This is a genomic window from Paenibacillus sp. GD4, assembly GCF_030846225.1.
GTDB lineage: Bacteria > Bacillota > Bacilli > Paenibacillales > NBRC-103111 > Paenibacillus_G > Paenibacillus_G silviterrae.
On sequence record NZ_JAVCYK010000001.1, the window covers coordinates 984,871 to 1,003,731 of the forward strand.

The 18,861-nt window shown below is 52.4% G+C and carries 22 protein-coding genes; 12 read left to right on the forward strand and 10 right to left on the reverse strand.

The genetic code is table 11. The features are described from left to right. Positions 1 to 69: 69 nt before the first annotated feature. The gene (cshA, locus tag RAC89_RS04630) at positions 70 to 1,656 is read right to left on the reverse strand and encodes a degradosome RNA helicase CshA (RefSeq protein WP_306612081.1); all 1,587 of its coding nucleotides are present in this window, start codon (positions 1,654 to 1,656) and stop codon (positions 70 to 72) included. A gap of 290 nt (positions 1,657 to 1,946) precedes the next feature. On the opposite strand from cshA, the gene RAC89_RS04635 reads away from it, so the two are divergent. The 5 genes from RAC89_RS04635 (at position 1,947) to tatA (ending at position 4,827) form a co-directional block, all read left to right on the forward strand. Further along, positions 1,947 to 2,477: a DUF4178 domain-containing protein gene (locus RAC89_RS04635; protein ID WP_284640927.1), complete on the forward strand. Its 531-nt coding sequence runs from the start codon at positions 1,947 to 1,949 to the stop codon at positions 2,475 to 2,477. A gap of 24 nt (positions 2,478 to 2,501) precedes the next feature. Beyond that, on the forward strand, positions 2,502 to 3,230 hold the full coding sequence (locus RAC89_RS04640; RefSeq protein WP_306612083.1) for a DUF4247 domain-containing protein: 729 nt from the start codon (positions 2,502 to 2,504) through the stop codon (positions 3,228 to 3,230). Between the two features lie 45 nt (positions 3,231 to 3,275). Next, entirely contained in the window at positions 3,276 to 4,112 is an 837-nt protein-coding gene (locus RAC89_RS04645) for a YitT family protein (protein ID WP_306612084.1), read from the forward strand. 166 nt (positions 4,113 to 4,278) lie between these two features. Continuing rightward, positions 4,279 to 4,473 carry a hypothetical protein gene (locus RAC89_RS04650; RefSeq protein ID WP_284644914.1) on the forward strand — a complete coding sequence of 65 codons (195 nt, stop codon included), beginning with the start codon at positions 4,279 to 4,281 and terminating at the stop codon, positions 4,471 to 4,473. 120 nt (positions 4,474 to 4,593) lie between these two features. After that, positions 4,594 to 4,827, forward strand: coding sequence for a twin-arginine translocase TatA/TatE family subunit (tatA, locus tag RAC89_RS04655; protein ID WP_306612086.1), 234 nt, complete (start codon positions 4,594 to 4,596; stop codon positions 4,825 to 4,827). A 75-nt stretch (positions 4,828 to 4,902) separates the two neighbouring features. Here the strand turns inward: tatA and RAC89_RS04660 are convergent, their stop codons facing one another. From RAC89_RS04660 to RAC89_RS04675, 4 genes are all read right to left on the reverse strand, one after another. Continuing rightward, positions 4,903 to 6,111: an MFS transporter gene (locus tag RAC89_RS04660; protein WP_306612087.1), complete on the reverse strand. Its 1,209-nt coding sequence runs from the start codon at positions 6,109 to 6,111 to the stop codon at positions 4,903 to 4,905. 90 nt (positions 6,112 to 6,201) lie between these two features. Then, the gene (locus RAC89_RS04665; RefSeq protein ID WP_306612089.1) at positions 6,202 to 6,903 is read right to left on the reverse strand and encodes a uracil-DNA glycosylase; all 702 of its coding nucleotides are present in this window, start codon (positions 6,901 to 6,903) and stop codon (positions 6,202 to 6,204) included. A 95-nt stretch (positions 6,904 to 6,998) separates the two neighbouring features. After that, positions 6,999 to 7,532, reverse strand: a complete 534-nt coding sequence (locus RAC89_RS04670; protein ID WP_306612090.1) for an NADPH-dependent FMN reductase — start codon at positions 7,530 to 7,532, stop codon at positions 6,999 to 7,001. 92 nt (positions 7,533 to 7,624) lie between these two features. After that, positions 7,625 to 7,831, reverse strand: a complete 207-nt coding sequence (locus RAC89_RS04675) for a DUF3906 family protein (protein WP_306612092.1) — start codon at positions 7,829 to 7,831, stop codon at positions 7,625 to 7,627. Between the two features lie 158 nt (positions 7,832 to 7,989). Here RAC89_RS04675 and RAC89_RS04680 point away from each other — a divergent pair, with 158 nt between their 5' ends. Next, entirely contained in the window at positions 7,990 to 8,430 is a 441-nt protein-coding gene (locus RAC89_RS04680; RefSeq protein WP_306612094.1) for a peroxiredoxin, read from the forward strand. A 74-nt stretch (positions 8,431 to 8,504) separates the two neighbouring features. Here the strand turns inward: RAC89_RS04680 and pfkA are convergent, their stop codons facing one another. From pfkA to RAC89_RS04700, 4 genes are read right to left on the reverse strand one after another with little or no spacing between them, the layout of a single operon-like run. Next, positions 8,505 to 9,470 (reverse strand): 6-phosphofructokinase, encoded by a 966-nt coding sequence (pfkA, locus tag RAC89_RS04685; protein WP_306612096.1) that lies wholly within the window; start codon positions 9,468 to 9,470, stop codon positions 8,505 to 8,507. A gap of 48 nt (positions 9,471 to 9,518) precedes the next feature. Further along, positions 9,519 to 10,544, reverse strand: coding sequence for a tetraprenyl-beta-curcumene synthase family protein (locus tag RAC89_RS04690; protein WP_284644916.1), 1,026 nt, complete (start codon positions 10,542 to 10,544; stop codon positions 9,519 to 9,521). A gap of 37 nt (positions 10,545 to 10,581) precedes the next feature. Then, on the reverse strand, positions 10,582 to 11,193 hold the full coding sequence (locus RAC89_RS04695; protein WP_306612097.1) for a hypothetical protein: 612 nt from the start codon (positions 11,191 to 11,193) through the stop codon (positions 10,582 to 10,584). Positions 11,194 to 11,230: 37 nt separating this feature from the next. After that, positions 11,231 to 11,548: a hypothetical protein gene (locus RAC89_RS04700; RefSeq protein ID WP_306612099.1), complete on the reverse strand. Its 318-nt coding sequence runs from the start codon at positions 11,546 to 11,548 to the stop codon at positions 11,231 to 11,233. 203 nt (positions 11,549 to 11,751) lie between these two features. On the opposite strand from RAC89_RS04700, the gene RAC89_RS04705 reads away from it, so the two are divergent. The 6 genes from RAC89_RS04705 to RAC89_RS04730 all read left to right on the forward strand — a co-directional run bounded on the left by RAC89_RS04705 (position 11,752) and on the right by RAC89_RS04730 (position 18,474). Continuing rightward, positions 11,752 to 13,113 carry a multi antimicrobial extrusion protein MatE gene (locus RAC89_RS04705; RefSeq protein ID WP_306612101.1) on the forward strand — a complete coding sequence of 454 codons (1,362 nt, stop codon included), beginning with the start codon at positions 11,752 to 11,754 and terminating at the stop codon, positions 13,111 to 13,113. Next, complete coding sequence (locus RAC89_RS04710) at positions 13,114 to 14,304, forward strand: MFS transporter (protein ID WP_306612103.1); 1,191 nt, start codon at positions 13,114 to 13,116, stop codon at positions 14,302 to 14,304. 158 nt (positions 14,305 to 14,462) lie between these two features. Continuing rightward, positions 14,463 to 15,155: an ABC transporter ATP-binding protein gene (locus RAC89_RS04715; protein WP_306612104.1), complete on the forward strand. Its 693-nt coding sequence runs from the start codon at positions 14,463 to 14,465 to the stop codon at positions 15,153 to 15,155. Beyond that, complete coding sequence (locus tag RAC89_RS04720; RefSeq protein ID WP_306612106.1) at positions 15,152 to 16,543, forward strand: ABC transporter permease; 1,392 nt, start codon at positions 15,152 to 15,154, stop codon at positions 16,541 to 16,543. Before RAC89_RS04715 ends, RAC89_RS04720 begins: the two co-directional genes overlap by 4 nt. Positions 16,544 to 16,559: 16 nt before the next feature. Further along, positions 16,560 to 17,654 carry an efflux RND transporter periplasmic adaptor subunit gene (locus RAC89_RS04725; protein WP_306612107.1) on the forward strand — a complete coding sequence of 365 codons (1,095 nt, stop codon included), beginning with the start codon at positions 16,560 to 16,562 and terminating at the stop codon, positions 17,652 to 17,654. Positions 17,655 to 17,826: 172 nt separating this feature from the next. After that, positions 17,827 to 18,474 carry a nitroreductase family protein gene (locus RAC89_RS04730; RefSeq protein WP_306616045.1) on the forward strand — a complete coding sequence of 216 codons (648 nt, stop codon included), beginning with the start codon at positions 17,827 to 17,829 and terminating at the stop codon, positions 18,472 to 18,474. A gap of 173 nt (positions 18,475 to 18,647) precedes the next feature. On the opposite strand, the gene RAC89_RS04735 is transcribed toward RAC89_RS04730, so the two are convergent. Next, on the reverse strand, positions 18,648 to 18,845 hold the full coding sequence (locus RAC89_RS04735) for a cold shock domain-containing protein (protein ID WP_284640943.1): 198 nt from the start codon (positions 18,843 to 18,845) through the stop codon (positions 18,648 to 18,650). Positions 18,846 to 18,861 lie beyond the last annotated feature (16 nt).

Here is an 18,861-nt window from a genome sequence, read left to right on the forward strand (position 1 = left end):
CTGCAAGAAACCTTCAAAGAAAAGAAAAAAGGCGAGGCTCTAAACCGCAGCCTCGCCTTTCCGTCTTTCTTATACCAAGGTTTCTTCATTCGAACGGTTGCTGGACGGACGGGAATATCCGCCGCCGCTGCGCTCTCCGCGGCCTTCCGAACGGCCGCCGCCGCGATAATCGCGATCACGGTAGCCGCCGCCGTCACGACGACCGCCGCGATCTCCCCCGCGATCGCCACGGTAGCCGCCGCCGCCGCCGTAACCGCCGCGAGCGCCGCCTGCCGTGCCGTAAGGGCCCGATGGTTTTCTGCCCGCGCTGCGCACGTCCGGTCTTCTCTTCTTGGCGCGCAACGGATCCTCCGGAGTCAGCTCGATCTCGATTTCCTTCTTGTCCCCTGTGAGCAGCTTCAAAGCAGCCGCCAGCAAATGAACGGAATCATGGGACTCGAGCAAGGAAATCGCAAGACCTTTATACTCGTTATGCTCGTCGTTCTGAAGCACATCCAGAACTCGCTCCGCCGTCATTTTTTGCTTGCCCTCGATCGCCTCGGCTAAGGTCGGCACCGGCTTCCGCTTGATCTTGTGACGAGTCACCTTCTCGATAAAGTACAGGTGGTCGATCTCGCGCGGTGTGACGAAAGTATAGGCTGCGCCTTCCTTCCCTGCACGGCCTGTACGTCCGATACGGTGAACGTAGCTTTCCGGATCCTGAGGGAGGTCAAAGTTAATAACGTGTGTTACGCCCGATACGTCCAAACCGCGGGCAGCTACGTCCGTAGCTACAAGCACATCGATACTACCGTCGCGGAATTTGCGCATAACGTTATCACGCTGATTCTGGGACAGGTCGCCGTGAAGACCTTCCGCCGTATAACCGCGCTTCTGAAGAGCCTCCGACAGCTCATCCACGCGGCGTTTCGTACGTCCGAAGATGATCGCCAGCTCAGGTGCTTCCATATCGATCAGGCGGCACAGCGCTTCGAACTTCTGGCGCTCATGAAGCTCAATGTACGATTGATCGATCAGCGGTGCGCTAACCTGCTTAGGAATAACGGATACATGCTCCGGATTACGCAGGAACTGGTCAGCCAGCTTACGGATGTTGGCAGGCATCGTAGCGGAGAACAGCATCGTTTGGCGCTCTTCCGGCACCAGCTTCAGGATCGATTGAATATCGTCCATGAAGCCCATGTCCAACATTTCGTCCGCTTCGTCAAGGATAACGGTCTGAACGTCATCCAGCTTGATCGTCTTGCGGTTGATATGGTCGAGCAAGCGCCCTGGAGTACCGATAATGATCTGCGGCTTCTTGCGAAGCGCGCGGATCTGCTTAACGATATCTTGACCGCCGTAGATCGCAAGGGAGCGAATTCCCTTGAAGCGGCCCAGCTTCTCGATTTCGTCGGCAACCTGAATGGCCAGCTCGCGTGTTGGACACATGATGAGTGCTACGATACGATCTTCTTTCACGTCAATCTTGTTTACAAGCGGAATACCGAAGGCAGCCGTTTTACCAGTACCTGTTTGCGCTTGTCCGATGAGGTCGCGGCCTTCCATCGATACCGGGATCGCTTTTTCCTGAATCGGCGTGGATTCTTCAAAGCCCATCTCCGTGATGGCACGCAATACCTTCGGCTCTAAACCAAATTCACTAAATGTTTTCAAATGATTTCATTCTCCTTTTAGAGGGGGTCTCTTTTATATATACCCTTAAGCGCGACTCCTATCGTACTTCATTCTTATCTCCACATGAACCGCTCATCCGCACAGACTTAAGCGAAACTGTCAAAGCCGTACTTAAGAATATCTTCCGTATTATAACATATACCCAAGACATAATCCAACAAGCGCCAATTCAATTCGAAACGCAAGAGGGTCATCTTCGTAGTATAATGTATGTTGAAGGATCGCTGTACAAGCGAAAGTCACGGAAGCCACGCAAAGGAGCGTTCTATATGTCGATATGGAAACGAGTCAGTTCCCTAATCAAAAGCAATCAGCAGGAGCCGCCTGCCCGGCAAAGTAACCCGATCGAAGAATCCCGGGTCGGTGACATCGTCCGTGTAGACCTCGAGGAATACGTTGTATCCGGGAAAGGGATATATTTCGATCGCGGCTTCGAGCCGCACCGCTTTATCTATTATATTCAAAACGGCAAACAAATTTCATGCTTGCTGATTGAAAAAGGTCGAACGTACGACAGTTTTTTATGCGAATTCGTCGAAGGGTCCTTAGATGATCCGAACGACGTCCCTACCCAGCTGGATTTGGGTGACGGCAGCTTGTTCGAGCTGGAGCATTATCGCAAGGACATGATCCGTACGGAAGGACGCACCGACTTTCGTTCAAACGACGAAGTAATGATCTGGAGATACTTCGGCAGCGGGGACCGTTATTTTTTCCTGCAATGGCAGGACGGCAAATATGTCGCTATGCTGGGTCAGCGGACGCCCGCATCTCAGATTCAATTTATGAAGGGAACTTAAATTGCCTACAAGGAGGAGCTCTAGGTGAAGCACGGATACCGTCTGATAGCCTTGCTGCTGGTGATTGCGCTGCTCACCGCCTGCGGCGATACAGGTAACTATATCAAAGAGCACTATTCATTAATTGATGTTCAGGGTCAAGGGAAAAGCACGGCCAAGGTTTATCTTGCCGAAGGAACCGATGTTGTCACCGTGGCCGGCACGCTGGCCGAGCAGGAAAAGCCTAAGGAAATCAGCAAGGAAAGCACCGAGCAAATGTTCCTTGTGTATGACAGCAAGATCATTCATTTACAGAAGGACCCGAATCAGCAGGAGAATACGTTAATTGAAGTGGATACGGTTGAATATGCCAAGGAAAATTACGATTCCTCCTTCCTGCAGGGCTACTTGACGGCCGCTCTCATCCAATCGGTTTTCGGAAGCGACTGGTCCGGCAAGCACAGTGGCGGCAAGTACGACTACCGAGGCTACACTTCCACCAAAAGGTACCAGGATTACGGCAAGTATCAATCCGTGCCTTATCCTTCGGGTAGCTCCGGCAGCTCTTCCGGGTCGAAGAGTCCTGCTGCCGCGCCGGCGACAACCGAACGAAAAGGCAGCTTCTCTTCCACGCCTTCCGGAAGCAAGACACCAAGCCAGAGCACCGGACAGGTAAGACGAAGCGACGGCTCCACACCGACCTACAAAGCGCCTTCGTCAAGCGCCAGCAAGCCTAGCACAAGCAAGCGTACAGGATCTTTTAAGAAAAAATGATTGAAACAAGGGGAACGCTTCATACTAAGGATGGAGGTGTTTCCCTTGTTTCGTTTATTGCAATCGTCCCTAGGTCCTCTCGTTGTGGTGGCGCTGGGGTCCGCATGCATCGCCGCAAGCTTTAACTGGTTTCTCATTCCCCATCAAATGCTCAGCGGCGGCTTGTCCGGCATCTCGATGCTCGTCGGTTATTTAACGGGCTGGAATATTGCCCTTCTGTTTTTGATCGGCAACCTTCCCATTCTATTATGGGGACTTCGCACGATCGGGCGCCGTTTTATTTTGCTCAGCGTTGTTTCCGTAGCTCTCACCACTTGGTTTATGGAGCTGCTGCCCCAAACCCCGCTGGTCAAGGACCTGCTGATCGCAGCCGTCACCGGCGGCGTCTTCATTGGCGTCGGTACAGGCATCTCCATGCGTGCAGGCGGCTCCACCGGCGGGTTTGATATTATCGGCTCGATTCTTACCAGAAAGCGGGACTTCTCTCTCGGCACCTTCCTGACCGGGTTAAACGGAATCGTCATCATTGCTCTGGGTTATTACAAGCAGAACTGGGATCTGGCCCTGTATTCCATGCTCTCGATCTTTATTACCGGGAAAATGATCGATACGATTCATATTCGACATATGAAGGTCACGGTGTTCATCGTCACACGCAAGAAGGATCTGCTGATGCAAAAAATGAAAAAGATCCAGCGGGGCGTTACGGTGATCCAAACGGAAGGCGGCTATACCAAACAGCCTCAGCATATGCTGATGACGGTAACGACACGCTACGAGCTGCTTGAGCTGCAGCGCCTCGTCCGGCAATGGGATCCTCAGGCCTTCGTCAATATTGTCGAAACCGTCGGGGTCATGGGGCTATTCCGTCGAAGCTCCTAACCAATATTTAATAATCGTAGCCCCTACATAGTTTCGGATTTTATGTTATAATGTAAGAAGCTTCACCGGCACTACATGTCTCATCCTCTGCTGCTCGGCTTTACCTGTGTCACTTCCGTAAGAGGCTCCTGATCTATCAACACCAGATGATGATATGGGAAGGGTGATGCTTGTGGAAACCGTTAAGTTGTCAATCATTGTGATGAAATTAACGCCGGAGTTGTACCCATTTCTTAAACGCTCGGAATTGGAATCCGAGATCGTGCTTCGCCACGGTCTAGAGGCTTTAGAGGCCGAGGATGCCATGGAAATCATTCAATACAGCATTTCGGAACATCAGAAGGACGCCTATCTTCACTGAAGGTAGGCGTTTTTCTTCCTTCATAATCGAAATTGTAAATGTTTCGTAAAAATTCATTAGCAGGCTTGGCTCGGTTAATGGTATGATAGAAAATAAGTATTGTTACCGGAGGTGTACCCCATGAGTGGATTATTATCCCCAATGCATATCGTACTGATCGTCGTTGTGGCGCTGCTGTTGTTCGGACCCAGTAAGCTTCCCGAGCTCGGACGCGGCTTCGGCAGAATGTTTCGTGAATTTAAGGATGCAACCGCAGGCAATAGCTCTACGATAGAAGACAAGGAAACAAAGAAGGAGCTCACCACTTCGAATGAAGCTCCCCCAACCGTGCAGAATACGAACCAACCGAAATAATCGTTTTCGCAGCAAACATGAAGCCCTCCATTTTCCGGTCAGGATGATGGAGGGCTTTTTGGTATGGAAGAGGCTCTAGACTCTTCTCCCGTTTCGCAGATGCGTGAACAGCAGCAGAACAGCGGCGACTGCCGTTAAGACAGCTCCAAAGAAATACATATCCTCCCCGCCCCAAGTATCTTTAATGAGGCCGCCGACGTAACCGCCGGTAATGCCCGCAACGCCGAGAAAAACGGCAGACAGCATGGCTTGCCCTGTAGAGCGAAGCTCCTCCGGCACCATCCGGTCCACGTAGTGCACGGCAACCAGCCAAAATACGGCAAAGGTGATCATATGCGTAGCCTGCAGGAACATCAAAGCGAAAGGATCCGTAATGTATCCGTACAGCACCCATCGAACGGTGTATAACACGGAAACAATAAACAGCAAGGCCAGCTCATTGAACTTATGCATATAGCGGCCTAACAAGGCAAAGGTAGGGATTTCACTTACCGCCGCAAGCGCCCATGCAAGCCCTGCCATCGTGTCCGTACCGCCGCGGTCTTGTAAATAAAGCACGAACAAGCCGTCATTCATTCGGTGCGGAATCATGATCAGGAGGACGAGCAGCAGAAACCATAAGAACGATTTGTTCTTCAATACGCCGGCCAGCAGCCGGAAATCGATGGATTGTCCCGGTCCCTTCTCATCTTTGAGGAAGAAAACAAGCAAAATCGGAAGCAGCCAAATGGACCAATACAAATAAGGCATGCTCCCTAAGCCTCCGAATAAGCCCAGCAGCCAACCCGACAGCACGGCCGTTGACGAGAAGCCGATGGAGCCCCATAGCCTTATGGAGCCGTAGCTTTTCCTTGCCTGCAGCGCGGACTTGATCGTCAGGCTGTCCAATAACGGAACGGAAGAGAGCATGAAGAAGTACAGCAGCAAAGTAAAGGTCAACGCATACGGATACCCCGTTGTAAAGAACATGCCGACGCTGGACAAGATGGTAAGTGCCCACAGCAGGAAAATAATTTTCTTGAGGGAGTTATACCTGTCGCTCATATATCCCCAGAACGGCTGGGCAAAAATCGCTACGAACGGTCCGATCGTCATGAGGATACCGATTTGAGCTGATGTAAAGCCTTGATTGAGAAAATAAATCGGCAGGAACGGCAGAAGCACCGCCGTTGTTGCATAATATGAAAAATTCAAACCCCTTAGTGTCCATAGCTGCTTGGCCATACCGGACACTTCGGCTTCTGAAGGCTCTGAGGCTGATGCTTCTTTCTCGGATGTACTCACAGGTCTCGCACCACTTTCCTAATGGATCGCACCGGCTCCCGGGGATATTTATCTCGTCTATAATTAAATCTCGACACAAAACGCGAAAGATCAAGCAGATCCGATCTTGGCGGCATGGAGACTCGGCAGCTGCCACTCAATCTTGTCTCGTCCCATGCGCTCCAGCAAGGCGTTTGCTTGCGAATAAGGCTTGCTCCCGAAGAAGCCGCGATGTGCGGAAAGCGGACTTGGGTGGACCGACTTCAGTACATGATGGCGGCCTGAGGTGATCAGACCCAGCTTGCTTTGCGCATGGCTCCCCCACAGAATAAAGATGACCGGCTGTTCCCGTTCGTTCAGCAGTGAAATGATCCGGTCGGTGAACGTTTCCCAGCCCTTGCCCTTGTGAGAGGCAGCCTGACCTTCCCGAACGGTCAATACCGTATTCAGCAGCAGAACCCCCTGCTGGGCCCATGGCACAAGGCAGCCGTTATCCGGCATGGTGCAGCCTAGGTCGTCCCGCAGCTCCTTCAGCATGTTCTGCAAGGAGGGAGGCAGAGGGATGCCCGGCTGTACAGAGAAGCTGAGTCCATGGGCTTGTCCCGGGCCGTGGTAAGGATCCTGACCAAGGATTACGACCTTCGTGTCCGCATAGCTTGTGTACCGAAGCGCATTAAAAATATCATGCATGGACGGATAGATCGTTTGCTGCGAATACTCCTTCTTCAAAAACTCCCGAAGCTCCAAGTAATAAGGCATTTGAAACTCTTCCTGCAATAGGGCCGACCAATCATTTCCCAAATCCACACCCATCGTAAGCTCACTCCGATAACTCTTTAATGTGCACAAAAAAAATGCCCTTCAAGGCATGCCGCCCGGCAGACATTCTTTTTGTCGTTATTATACACTTAATGTCGAACCGTTTGTACTAGCTTTACAAAATAAGTGATTGTTTTTTCAACCCGAGCTTTTGTTTTCGCATCCGCCGGCTCACCGTTGTCATTGAAGGCACGCTGCTCGCCACCAATCGAAATCCATTCGGGGCAATTGATCCCGTGAACATTCCGTACAATGGTCTGCAGCTGCTGAAGCGAGCTGACGCCGACCGCTCCTCCGGCAGAGCTGACCGAAAGCACGGCCTTACCGTCAAAATAATCGAAGCCGACATGATCAAGCGCGTTCTTCAGAACGCCGGACATGCTCCCGTGATACTCAGGCGTTGCAAGAACAATGCCATCGGCGCGAAGCAGCGCTTCTTTCATCTCCAGCAGATTGGCGTCGGACGATTCCGTATCCGGTGAATAAAAGGGGATCGGCTTTTCGTACAAATCAAACACCCGGGCCGTAACCCCCTTTTCCTTCAGCTGCGATGCAATATAATGGGAAAGCAAAGTGCTTGTTGCCGCCTTCCGGTTGCTTCCCGCTAATATGATAATATTCATAAGTCCCTCTCCTTTGCTCTCCGTTAACTTGACATACATTTTAGTATAATAAGTATAAGTAAGTCAATCCAAAATTTTCCGAATGCTGCTGTTTAAGAGGAGGCCTCAATCACATAACCCGAGCCCTTGACCGCACGCTTCTTCTCGATAATACTTGCCTCGGTCACCTCCGGGCTTTTCACGTAATGCCGAACAAGCAGCTCTTCCAAGTATTCGAAGGCTTGAGCGTCATTCTCGGCCATCACGATCACATGGATGGAATGGGTCCGAAGCTCGGCTTCCATTTTATACATATACATAGAATGTCCTCCTTGGGTCGATGGACTGCTCCCCCATCCTAACGGAAAAATCTTGAAGAAGCAAGCCTCGGCTTGCCCGCATGCATGTGTTTCTATACAATGAAGTCATGATGGGAAAAGCCGGCTGCGAGCCGGTCGAAAAAAGGAGGGACTTCCCTATGTTGTCCGTCGGTCAAGCCGCACCTGCCTTTACAGCACACAGCACGAAGGGCCAGATCCTTCTTCAGGAATATTTGGGCAAGCAACCGATTGTACTTATTTTTTACCCGAAGGATGAAACCCCCATCTGCACCAAGCAGTTATGTGCGGTTCGCGACTCCGCAGCGCTGTATGCAGATTATAACGCCTTGGTGCTGGGAATCAATCCAGGCACTTTAGAGGAGCATCAAGCCTTTGCCAAGAAATTTCTGTATGATTTTCCGCTAGTAGTCGACCGCGATCAAGCGATCCGCCAGCTCTATGACGTCGGTAAAATCCTCGGATTGTTCGGTCAGCAGCGCGTAGTGTATGTGATCGGGAAAGACGGCCGCATTCTTTATGCGGAGAAAGGCAACCGTCCTACGGGAGAAATCCTAGCGGTGCTTGAACGTAACAAATAGTCGTGCACAAAAAAGGAAGCAGGCGTATGGGACCTACCCCACCGGCCTGCTTCCTTTTCTCTTATCAGCCTATCTTATTGAGACAAACGCTTGCTCAGCTCATACAGCTCCATGTTGAAATCCTTCTTCGTATGAACCACCTTGTCGATATCCGTTGCGACCAGTTCGCCTTTTATGATACCGCAGGATTTGCCGGAATCTCCCTCGATCAGCTTGCGCACGGCAAAGTCGCCGAGACTGCTGGCCAGAACGCGGTCGTTATGCGTAGGCGTACCGCCGCGCTGAATGTGACCAAGCACGGTTACGCGCGGCTCAATCCCATTACGCTCCGTAATGCCCCGAGCGATGTCCTCGCCCTTGCCCACGCCTTCCGCTACGATAACGATACTGTGTCGCTTGCCGTGTTTGAAATTTTCGGCCATTCGCTTCGATATCTCATCCAGATCATAAGGCACCTCCGGAACAAGAATCGTTTCGGCTCCGCTCGCCAGACCTGCATACAGGGCAATATCACCGCAATGTCTGCCCATGACCTCTACAACCGAGGAACGCTCGTGAGAGCTCATCGTGTCGCGAAGCTTATTGATGGCGTCTACAACGATGCTAACCGCCGTATCGAACCCGATCGTAAAGTCGGTAAACGGAATGTCGTTATCGATCGTACCCGGCAGCCCCATCGTCTTGATGCCGAGCTTGCTCAGCTTGTTTGCCCCTTGGTAAGAGCCGTCGCCGCCGATGACCACCAGACCGTCGATGCCGTGCTTACGGAGATTTTCCGCACCCAGCTGCTGGCCTTCCGGTGTAGTGAATTCTTTGCATCGCGCCGTTTGTAAAATGGTTCCGCCGCGCTGGATGATATCGCCGACGCTTCGCAAATCCATAGGACGAATGTCGTCATTGATCAGACCGGCGTAGCCGCGCTGAACCCCGAATACCTCCAGTCCATGGTACAAGCCGCTGCGCACAACGGCGCGAACAGCGGCGTTCATTCCTTGCGAATCTCCGCCGCTGGTAAGAACGGCAATCTTTTTCACTGTCATAAGTAGGCTCCTCCTCTGTGCAATAGCACATTCTGTATATTCTATAAATTAAGACGTCTTCCGGATCCATACGCTGTTTACCAGGAAAAACATCCGCATCATCGGGCTTCCTTTCATCAGCTGCCTTGAAATGCGCTTCACCTGAGTTTGCTTGCTGACCTTGGGATCGGACAAATACAAGGCTAGCAAGCCCTCGATAATCATCCTATGGAATTTAGGCGCTTCCAGCAGATCCACCTTCGCATGGGCCTGACGAACGATCTCCGCAATGCGGTCCACCGTTTCATCCATGCCCCCGTAATAGCTGCAAAAGTTCAGGTCGCCCCCGATCAGATCCTCCTCTTGGTCAATCAAATAATCAAGTAAAATATGCAAGCCGCAAATGTAAGGAAAGTAAGCTTCATGAATCCGTTTTGCCGAGTCAGGCTGAAGCTTAGGCTGGGATGCCGCCAAAAACAGCATAAAAACCCCTAACGTCGAACCGGTAGCGGCGGCGAATTCATTCCAGCGTATGGCAGGATAGGCCGATGCGTGCTTGCTCCACCATTCATCCAGCGCGGCTTCACGCAGGTCATGGCGAATATGCTTGTACACCTGGAGATCACAGTACAGTCCGACCAAATGCCTTACTTCCTCTGCAACAACGGAATAGGAGGGCAGCATCCGAATACTGGCCTGACACGTCTTGACCAGCTCATACAGATAACCGCCGTCGTCCTTCTCTTCACGAAACTCATAATAGTCATGAAGAGGCTCCGCGGGGTCTACGGCATCCAGCATCGATTGATGCAGCCGGCGAAAATCAACCGGGTCAAGCGAGGTGCTTCGATCGCACAGGTTGTCCAAATAATCGCTGATCGTTTGGAACGCAACAATGAGCGGGATCAGCACATGCCGCATCGGCAAATGGGCCGCGGCATAGACAGCCCCGCCTTCGCAGTGGAATTGCTTGCTGGTCATACTGGCAATCGCTTGCGTGCGCAGCTCCGGGTCGGGCATCCGATCGGCCAGCTCCCTCCAGGAGGCGAGCTGCTCCCGAACTCCGGGCAGGATATAGCGGTACACACAATACATCAGACGGAGCGGATTTCCCGGCGCCTTAGGCTGTAGGCTAGTGCTCTGGAAGTTCAATCAACTGACCTCCACCGCCGCTTTGAGCGTAAGAATACTGCAAAAGTCGCCTCATTTCAAGCCACTGGATATGCTGCAGCAGCTCCTCTGCCACCGCCTCGCGGGCGACAGTCACTTGATGCTCCACCAGATCAACGAATGCGTAGGGGTCCCATTCCGATGCGCCGCTCAGCTTCTCCAGCTTCTCACGAATAAGCGCATTCGAAACGTCCGACAGGCTGCACTCTTTCAAGTACTGAGAGGCATCCTTCGCCAATCTCTCATAAACCGGATAGGAGGAGACCATGCGGAACCAATACTTGGCGTTGCTGTAATCTCCTTCCATGCGATGCATGATGCCGTGCCAGTAGCTGCCTGTAGGATGATGAAGGCTCTGGGAAAGCTCATGCGAGGCATCCAGGCTTTCGTTAAACAGATGAAGGCCTGCTTTCACAGCCAGGGCGTAAGTGCGCTGCTCTCCTTGAAACCCGTCGACAGAAAGCTTGCCGATCTTGATATCATTCAAATCGTCCCATTCCTCAGCCGGGTATAGCGAAGGCTTGTGAGCGGTCAGTGACCCTGTAAGCCTGTGTAACGTTTCGGTCCAACTCAAACGTAATGCCCTCCTTACGCTGCTGCCGAGATTTGCTCTATTGATGCGTCCTGCCGGACGAGATATCCTGATTCACTCGAAACCACAAATGCAGCTCGTTGATGGTGCTGGCCAGCTCGGCGATTTCGCTGTTTAAACGGCAGGAGGTCGGAAAGTGATCCTCGCCGTTCAGCTGATCCTGCTTCAAGATAATAATCCGTTCCAGCTTCTTGATCTGCTCTGGAATCGTACCGCGGATTCTCTCCCACTGCAGCAAAATATCCGCTTGCTCATACTCGGAGTAATCCTCCCAATCCTTCAGCAGATGCGGGAGCGGAATTCCCAGGCGCCGGTCAAGATCAAAGGTATAAGACATGGTAAATCTCCTTTCTACCTTCCGCCGAACGGAAGGATCGCAAGGCTTATAGCAGTTTATTTATAATAATGTATCACGAACCCCCTGTCCGAAGCCAGTGGCAGTCCGAATTTTTTTCACTCACGATTCCTTCGTTCGTGCTATAATGTTAGGAATGTTAACGATACGGCGTATACCATTTACTTAATGCGGGGGACAACAGCATGACTGAGCCACAAGCAACAAGGATCTCGTTCCGGCAGCTGCTCGCCTTCTTCATACCGCTTGGCATCTCGGCCAGCCTGGTAACGATCTCCCATGTCATCATCAATAGTACCTTGGCACGCTCCGCCCAACCGGAGATCGTCATCGCCAGCTATGCGCTGCCGCTTAGCATTCTGGGGATTATCGAACGCCCGGCCGTCCTGCTTCGGCAGACCTGCTCGGCACTCGTTCGTGACCGCCGGTCATTTCGGGCCATGTCCATCGTAGGCTGGAGCGTGCTCGGAGCCATTTTCGGTTTGGGCTTAACGATCAGCTATTCGCCTCTCGGCCCCTGGATCTTCCGCCATATCTTCGGCGCGGAAGAGAGCATGGTCGAGCCGATGCTGGAGGTGTACCGCGTTCTCATGTTCGTCAGCATCTTCTCGGGGATTCGCTGTCTCTATCATGGGATCATCATCTATAACCTTCGTACCAAATGGCTTACCATCGGCATGATCGTCAGGCTGCTCAGCATGTACCTGCTTTCTCTCTACTTTATCCATAAAGGCGTCGAGAGCGGGACCGTTGGGGCCATCATTTTCCTTACAGGTATGGCCGTCGAAGCCGCCGTCAGCTTCTGGGAAGGGAGATCCCTACTGAGGAATTCGATTCCGGAAGTGAAGGAAGATCACGACGTCAGCAAGCCATCTCAAATTTTTCATTTTTACCGGCCTCTGCTGTATTCGTCGCTGCTCGCCGTTATTGTCGGGCCTTCCATTAACGCCTTTCTCGGCAAAACAACGGACATCAAGCTGGCCATTGCCTCCTTCGCTATAGCGGCGAGCCTGGCGCAGCTGGTGATGAGCTTTTTCTCCTATACGCATCAAATTGTAATGAACTTTTACCGCAAGGACGCAGCTTCCGTGCGGCGCTTTTTCTTTATTTTGTGGCTTATTCCCAGCCTGCTCATCGCCATACTGTCTTATACCTCCGCAGGACCTTGGTTTCTGGAGCATGTCATGGGGGTTAACGAGCGGCTGCAGGAAGCCAGCTTATCGACATTGAAGGTGTTCATGATCATGACGCTGATCTTCCCGCTTCTGGATTTCGGCAACGGTCTGCTGATGCTGCGGGGACAAACGAAGGTCATGGTGTGGTCTCAAGCTTCGAATGTCGGCATTACGCTCATTACGCTGCTTGTGACCTCCCTTTTGTTCCCGGGCTGGAACGGACGTATCGGCGCCTTCGCGCAATCGCTTGGCGTGCTGGCCGAGGTCGCCGTGGTGATGTACGTGATCTGGCTTGCCGGACGGACGGAAGGAAGACTGCCTCATCCGGCGACGGCGAAAAATGCTATGAATGCAGAATCGAGTGGACAATAAATGAATGGTCGGAATACTTTGTTTTCTTCTTTTACCGTGCTTCGAACGTTTTCATTTTCCTGCTATATGACGATGGCCGTCATTGTTTCTTATTTTCCGTTATATTTCCAGTCACGCGGGCTTTCCACCCTGCAGATCGGAGCGATTTATTCGATCGGCCCCTTGATCGGGATCGGCTCGAACCTGTTCTGGGGCTTCTTGAGCGACAAGTACCGGACTGTCAAAAAAATATTGATCCTGGTCCTGATCGGCCAGTGGATCCTGGCCTTTTTTGTGTTTCAAAGCGATGCCTATACCCTGCTACTTGTACTGATGTCGGTATTCTTCTTCTTTCAATCGCCGGTGACATCCCTTACAGATAGCCTAACGCTTCTGAGCATACGCAACACGGGCAAAAGCTTCGCTTCCTTCCGGGTTTGGGGCTCCATCGGCTTTGCCTTTGCCGCCCTAGTCTTCGGACAGCTGATGAAAGGAATGGGGACGGACCTGATCGTGTACCTGTGCCTATTTACCATCGGTCTCTCCTTCCTGCTTTCTCTAGGACTTAAGGATGCAGGAGAAGGAAGCCGCAACAAGCCGGACTTCAGCAATCTGCTGCCCATCATATCTTCCCGGCCCTTTCTCACCTTTATGCTGATCGTATTAACCGTCTCCGTCGCCCATCGTATGAATGATAATTTCCTGGCGCTGTTCCTGCAGCGTCTAGGAGCGGACCCATCTCTTGTAGGTCTGTCCTGGATGTCCTCGGCACTCGCGGAGATTCCGATCTTCTTCCTGCTGAGCAGGTTCGGCCACCGCTTCAAGGAGCTTCCGCTGCTGATCCTGTGCAGTCTTGTCTATACCGTACGCTTCCTGCTGATGAGCCGGGTGACGGACCCTGGTCTTGTCATTTTTATTCAGCTGCTGCACTCCTTGTCTTTCGGTATCTTCCTGTTCACGGTCATCCGTTACATTCAGCGTCTCGTGCCGGATCAGTTTCGCGCCTCCGGTCAAGCGCTGTTCGCCGTCACCTGGTCCGGTCTGGCCGGCTTGCTCAGCGGATTGGTGGGCGGATGGGTCTTTAATACTTGGGGACCTCATACGGTGTACAGTGTAAGCTCTGTTCTGGCCTTTATTGCTATGATCGGTTTTATCGTGCTTCATATGGTGCTTAAGGATCAAGAGCCCGCTGAGGAAGCCTCGAGCTCCTAATTATACTTCTCTGCCCGACAATCGGCCTGATGCTGATGTCGGGTATTTTTTTTGGTACCAAGTCTTAACAATTTCTTAAGTTTACCCATTTCCTGCAACTCTTCCTTGCGTACCACGTCTAGTCTAACACCAACCAGAACTAGAATCGGAGGGGTTATGTGCTTGCCATAGAACAATTATCGCACGAATTTCTTATTGCCGGCGACCCGGCGCCGGTGCTTCAAGAAATCAACTTCGAGGTGCACAAGGGCGAGATCGTCGCTCTTCTCGGAAGCTCCGGCTCCGGCAAATCAACGCTGCTGAATTTAATGGCCGGGCTTATGAAGCCGACACGCGGCAGCATTAAGATCTCCGGTCATCGCATCGAAGCCATGAATGAGAATCAGCTTGCCGAATTTCGACGAGCGCATATCGGGTTTATATTCCAAGCCTACGAGCTGATTCCCCATCTTACGGTCCGGGAGAATGTCGAGCTGCCGCTTGTGTTCCAGGGGATGAAATCCAAGCTGCGGCGGGAGAAAGCGCTGAGTCTGCTGACAAAGGTCGGCCTTGGCGACAAATCGGAGATGTTCCCTTCCCAATTGTCCGGCGGCCAGCAGCAGCGCGTCAGTATTGCACGCTCGCTGATTACGGAGCCGGCGATCGTATTCGCGGATGAACCCACAGGAAACCTCGATACCAAGACCGAAAAGGAAATTATTGACCTGCTGCTGGAGCTTAACCGGACGCTGGGCATTACCTTCGTCATCGTGACGCATGAGCTTGAGGTAGCGAAACGGACCCGTCGGGTTATCCAGCTGCGTGACGGCCGACTGGTCGAGGACGCATCGTGGGAAGGTGACGGCGAATGAAATTCGGTGACTACTTACGGCTTGGCTGGGATCAGCTGAAGCGCAGGGTTGTGGTAACCGCCTTATGCGCCATGGGCATCGCCATCGGCTCTGCATCCATTATCGTCGCCCTCTCCTTCGGTGAATCCGTCAATCATTACAGCCGTAAATCCATGGGCTTCTATTTAAAGACGGATGAAATTACGGTCCGCAGCGGACAGAACCTGGAGGCTGACGGAAGCGCCGACCCGAACGCTTCGAAGCCCTACGAGCTGACCAAGGCCAAGGTTGAGCTGATGCGTACCTTGCCGCATGTGAAGGCGCTCGCTTCGTACCAAACCTTGAACGGTTATGAGTTCGAGGTGGATGGCAAGAGAGGCAATATTTATGAGCTTTATGCGACCGAATTGGATACGCTCGACGATTTCGGCTACGAAATGCATCAGGGAGGCCCCACTGAGCTCGAGAACACCATTATTCTCAGCTACGGTGCAACCATGGGCCTTAGAGACCAACAATCTGCAGCTTCCGGGAGACAAGCGAATCCGGTTCCGGCCGGTCGCGAAGCCGAGCAGAGATGGCGGGAGCAGATGCTGATCGCTTATCCCTTGTATCAGAAGCAGCTTATTCTGACGCCGCGCATTCATCTGCAAGGAGTGGGAGAACTCAGCGGCACTCCCATCCCTCTTCGTGTCGTCGGCGTGCTGAAAAAGCCCGAAGGCGTCCCTGACGACGTCATCATGAACCAGAAGACGGCCTTCGTCTCCCCCGCCCTCGGCAAGCGTCTGCAGGACGCCATGCTGGCTATGAACGGGGGCAAGGCTGTCGAGAATCCCCGCAGCACAGCGGCCGGCGGCGATTACAACGAGGTCAAGCTGAAAATTGATGACAGCAAGCATGTACGAGAGGTCGAGCAGCTGCTTCAGAAGCTTCGCCTTTCGGTGGAGACGAACATCCATCGGGAGGAGAGAATGGCCGGCGAGCTGGTAATCCTTCGGCTTGTGTTCGGAGGCGTAGGGCTGTTCATTCTGTTCGTCGCTTCGATCTCCATCGTAGTAGCCATGACCATGTCGACCTACCAGAGACGGCGCCAGATCGGCATTATGAAGGTGCTGGGAGCGAACCTGAGGCAAATTCGTAACATGTTCATGATCGAATCCACTTTGCTGGGCTTGCTTGGAGGCTTCTCCGGCATCCTCCTGTCCTATTGGGTCATCTGGGGGATCAACATCGTTGTCCTGCACTTTTCCCCTCCCCGGCCGGGAGCCGATCAGGAGTTTTTGTTCATCAGTCCTTGGATCCTGCCGTTAGGGCTGTTCTTCGCCGTATTGACCGGAGTGCTGTCCGGCATTTATCCGGCCGTCAAAGCGTCCAAAACCGACGCGCTTACCGCTATTAAACGAGACTAACCGGGAGAGAGAAACGATGAAAAAGAAAACATGGATTACCTCCTTAGCCGTGATTACGGTTGTCGGCGTGACGGCGACCCTATACATACAAAGCCACCCTTCAAGTCCTCCGCCTCAGAGCTCCTTGCAGACAGCGAACGCCCTGCGATTTCAAGCGGAACGGGAGGATATTGTCAGCACCGTTGAGGTCAAAGGGAAATCCTCCTATCAGAAGGAAACCTATGTGAATGCCCCCTTCACCGCGGACGTGAAGAGCTGGTCCGTAACCGACGGCGCTCAGGTGAAAAAAGGCGATGTGCTGTTCCGTCTGGACGATTCCCTTATGCAAAGTGAAATCGCGCAGCTTCATGCGGGAAATAAGAAGCAAGAGATGGATCTCCGGCTTGCCGAGTTTCAGGACAGCACGGGAGGGACTTCCACTGCTGCCGCTGCCTCTGTCGGGGAAACGGAAGCGAAGCAGCGGTTCGCGCAAGCGGAGACTCGCAGGATGCAGGAGGACATTAGCCGCTTGACCCTTGAACACAACTACAAGCAGCTATCGCAAAAAACGGAAAAGCTGAAATCCGCTGAGTTCCTTGCACCGGAGGAGGGTATCTTCCTGTTTAACGATACGAAGGAGCCTCAATCCGTCAAGGAAAACGAACGTATCGGTAAAATTGTCGATATTACTAAGCTTCAGCTGCTCTGCATGGTTGGGGAATATGATCTGTTCCGCCTAAAGGTTGGCATGCCCGTTCAGGTCAAGGTCGAGGCGTTGAAGGGAGTCAAGCTGCAAGGCAAGGTGGAACGTCTGTCCAAATTTGCCAAAACCGCTTCCGATTCCGATGCCGCGAATGCAGCTGCAGCCCAGTTTGAGGTCGTCATTTCGCTTGAACCCCATGAGCAGCTGATTGCGGGCTTAAGCCTTACAGCGACCATCGAAACGGACCGGAAGCAAGGCACCCTGGTCATCCCTACCCTGGCCATCCAACGGGATAAGGAGCAATATTACGTCATGGTTGAGGGCACGCAAGGACTGGAGAAGCGGATTCTCCAGATCGGGCTGGAAACGCCGGACAAAACGGAAGTTCTTAGCGGCCTGCAGGAGGGGGAAACCGTTGTGCTTCAGTGATCGAATGTTCACGCGCTCCTCTCGATGTATGATTGGATGTGTTAAAAGGTTGCGGGCTGTCATACATATCGTTTATAATGAAGGGTAACTTTTAACACCTGGTACTAAACTAATGCGATCATGACAGCCTTTGAAGGGATGAAGACGAATGACCAGCACTACTACTTCTACTATTCACTATGATGAATTCAAGAACATCGTACTTGACCGGCGCAGTGTCCGGAAATATACGGAGCAGGAAGTTTCGCTGGAGGATATACGCGAAATTATCGATTGCGCACGGTATGCACCGAGCGATACGAACTCTCAGACCTGGGAGTTCATTGCCGTTAAGAACCGCGAGCTGATTCAAGAGATCGAACGCGTGACTTGGGAACAGCTTCATAAAAAAGGCGAAGAGGCCGAGCAGAAGGGATTGTCCAAGGAAGGACGACTGCTGGTCAAATCGTTCGGTCCGTATGCCACCGCTTTCTCTCAAGCCCCTGTGCTGATCGTCTGTTTGGCGACTCCTTATGCCTCCAAGTTCCGTGAGCGGATCTTCGACCCGATCGGCTTCGTATCCGATGCCGTGTGGGAAGAGGAAGGCATCAAAAGCAGCTGCCTTGCCGCGCAGAACCTGATGCTGGCGGCCCATGCCCGCGGCCTCGCTACTTGTCCGATGACCGGACCGGTGCTGCTGGCGCAAGAGCAGCTGCGGGAGCTGCTGAATATTCGCCCGGAGTGTCAGATCAACATGGTCATTGCGTTGGGACATCCGGCGGAGCGTCCGGCCCGATTGGCCCGCAAAGAGATCGACGACATTTTGACCATTATCGAATAGGAACAAATAACAGTACCCCGGCTGTTGCTGTCATAGCGATAGCCGGTTTTTTTCATATCGCAACCGCGTGCTGTTCAAAAGCAACACAAAAAAGCGGCTCCCGGAGGTAACTCCAGGGAACCGCTCTTTGGGCTGTGCTATGATATAAGAGCTCCTATAGAGGAGCATCTATCTTATAACTTGATAACGTTAGCCGCTTGAGGACCACGGTTTCCTTCAACGATTTCGAATTCAACCGCTTGACCTTCATCCAATGTCTTGAAGCCGTCGCCTTGGATTGCGGAGAAGTGAACGAATACGTCGTCGCCGCCTTCTACTTGAATGAATCCGTAGCCTTTTTCTGCGTTAAACCATTTTACTGTACCTTTCAATGAAAACAACCTCCTA

Coding starts and splice junctions, on each gene's coding strand:
- RAC89_RS04650 (WP_284644914.1), top strand. CDS start 4,279: ATGCTTGTGGAAACCGTTAAGTTGTCAATCATTGTGATGAAATTAACG.
- RAC89_RS04725 (WP_306612107.1), top strand. CDS start 16,560: ATGAAAAAGAAAACATGGATTACCTCCTTAGCCGTGATTACGGTTGTC.
- RAC89_RS04635 (WP_284640927.1), top strand. CDS start 1,947: ATGTCGATATGGAAACGAGTCAGTTCCCTAATCAAAAGCAATCAGCAG.
- RAC89_RS04720 (WP_306612106.1), top strand. CDS start 15,152: ATGAAATTCGGTGACTACTTACGGCTTGGCTGGGATCAGCTGAAGCGC.
- RAC89_RS04710 (WP_306612103.1), top strand. CDS start 13,114: ATGAATGGTCGGAATACTTTGTTTTCTTCTTTTACCGTGCTTCGAACG.
- RAC89_RS04670 (WP_306612090.1), bottom strand. CDS start 7,532: ATGAATATTATCATATTAGCGGGAAGCAACCGGAAGGCGGCAACAAGC.
- RAC89_RS04705 (WP_306612101.1), top strand. CDS start 11,752: ATGACTGAGCCACAAGCAACAAGGATCTCGTTCCGGCAGCTGCTCGCC.
- RAC89_RS04665 (WP_306612089.1), bottom strand. CDS start 6,903: ATGGGTGTGGATTTGGGAAATGATTGGTCGGCCCTATTGCAGGAAGAG.
- RAC89_RS04675 (WP_306612092.1), bottom strand. CDS start 7,831: ATGTATATGTATAAAATGGAAGCCGAGCTTCGGACCCATTCCATCCAT.
- RAC89_RS04700 (WP_306612099.1), bottom strand. CDS start 11,548: ATGTCTTATACCTTTGATCTTGACCGGCGCCTGGGAATTCCGCTCCCG.
- pfkA (WP_306612096.1), bottom strand. CDS start 9,470: ATGACAGTGAAAAAGATTGCCGTTCTTACCAGCGGCGGAGATTCGCAA.
- RAC89_RS04690 (WP_284644916.1), bottom strand. CDS start 10,544: ATGTATTGTGTGTACCGCTATATCCTGCCCGGAGTTCGGGAGCAGCTC.
- tatA (WP_306612086.1), top strand. CDS start 4,594: ATGAGTGGATTATTATCCCCAATGCATATCGTACTGATCGTCGTTGTG.
- RAC89_RS04680 (WP_306612094.1), top strand. CDS start 7,990: ATGTTGTCCGTCGGTCAAGCCGCACCTGCCTTTACAGCACACAGCACG.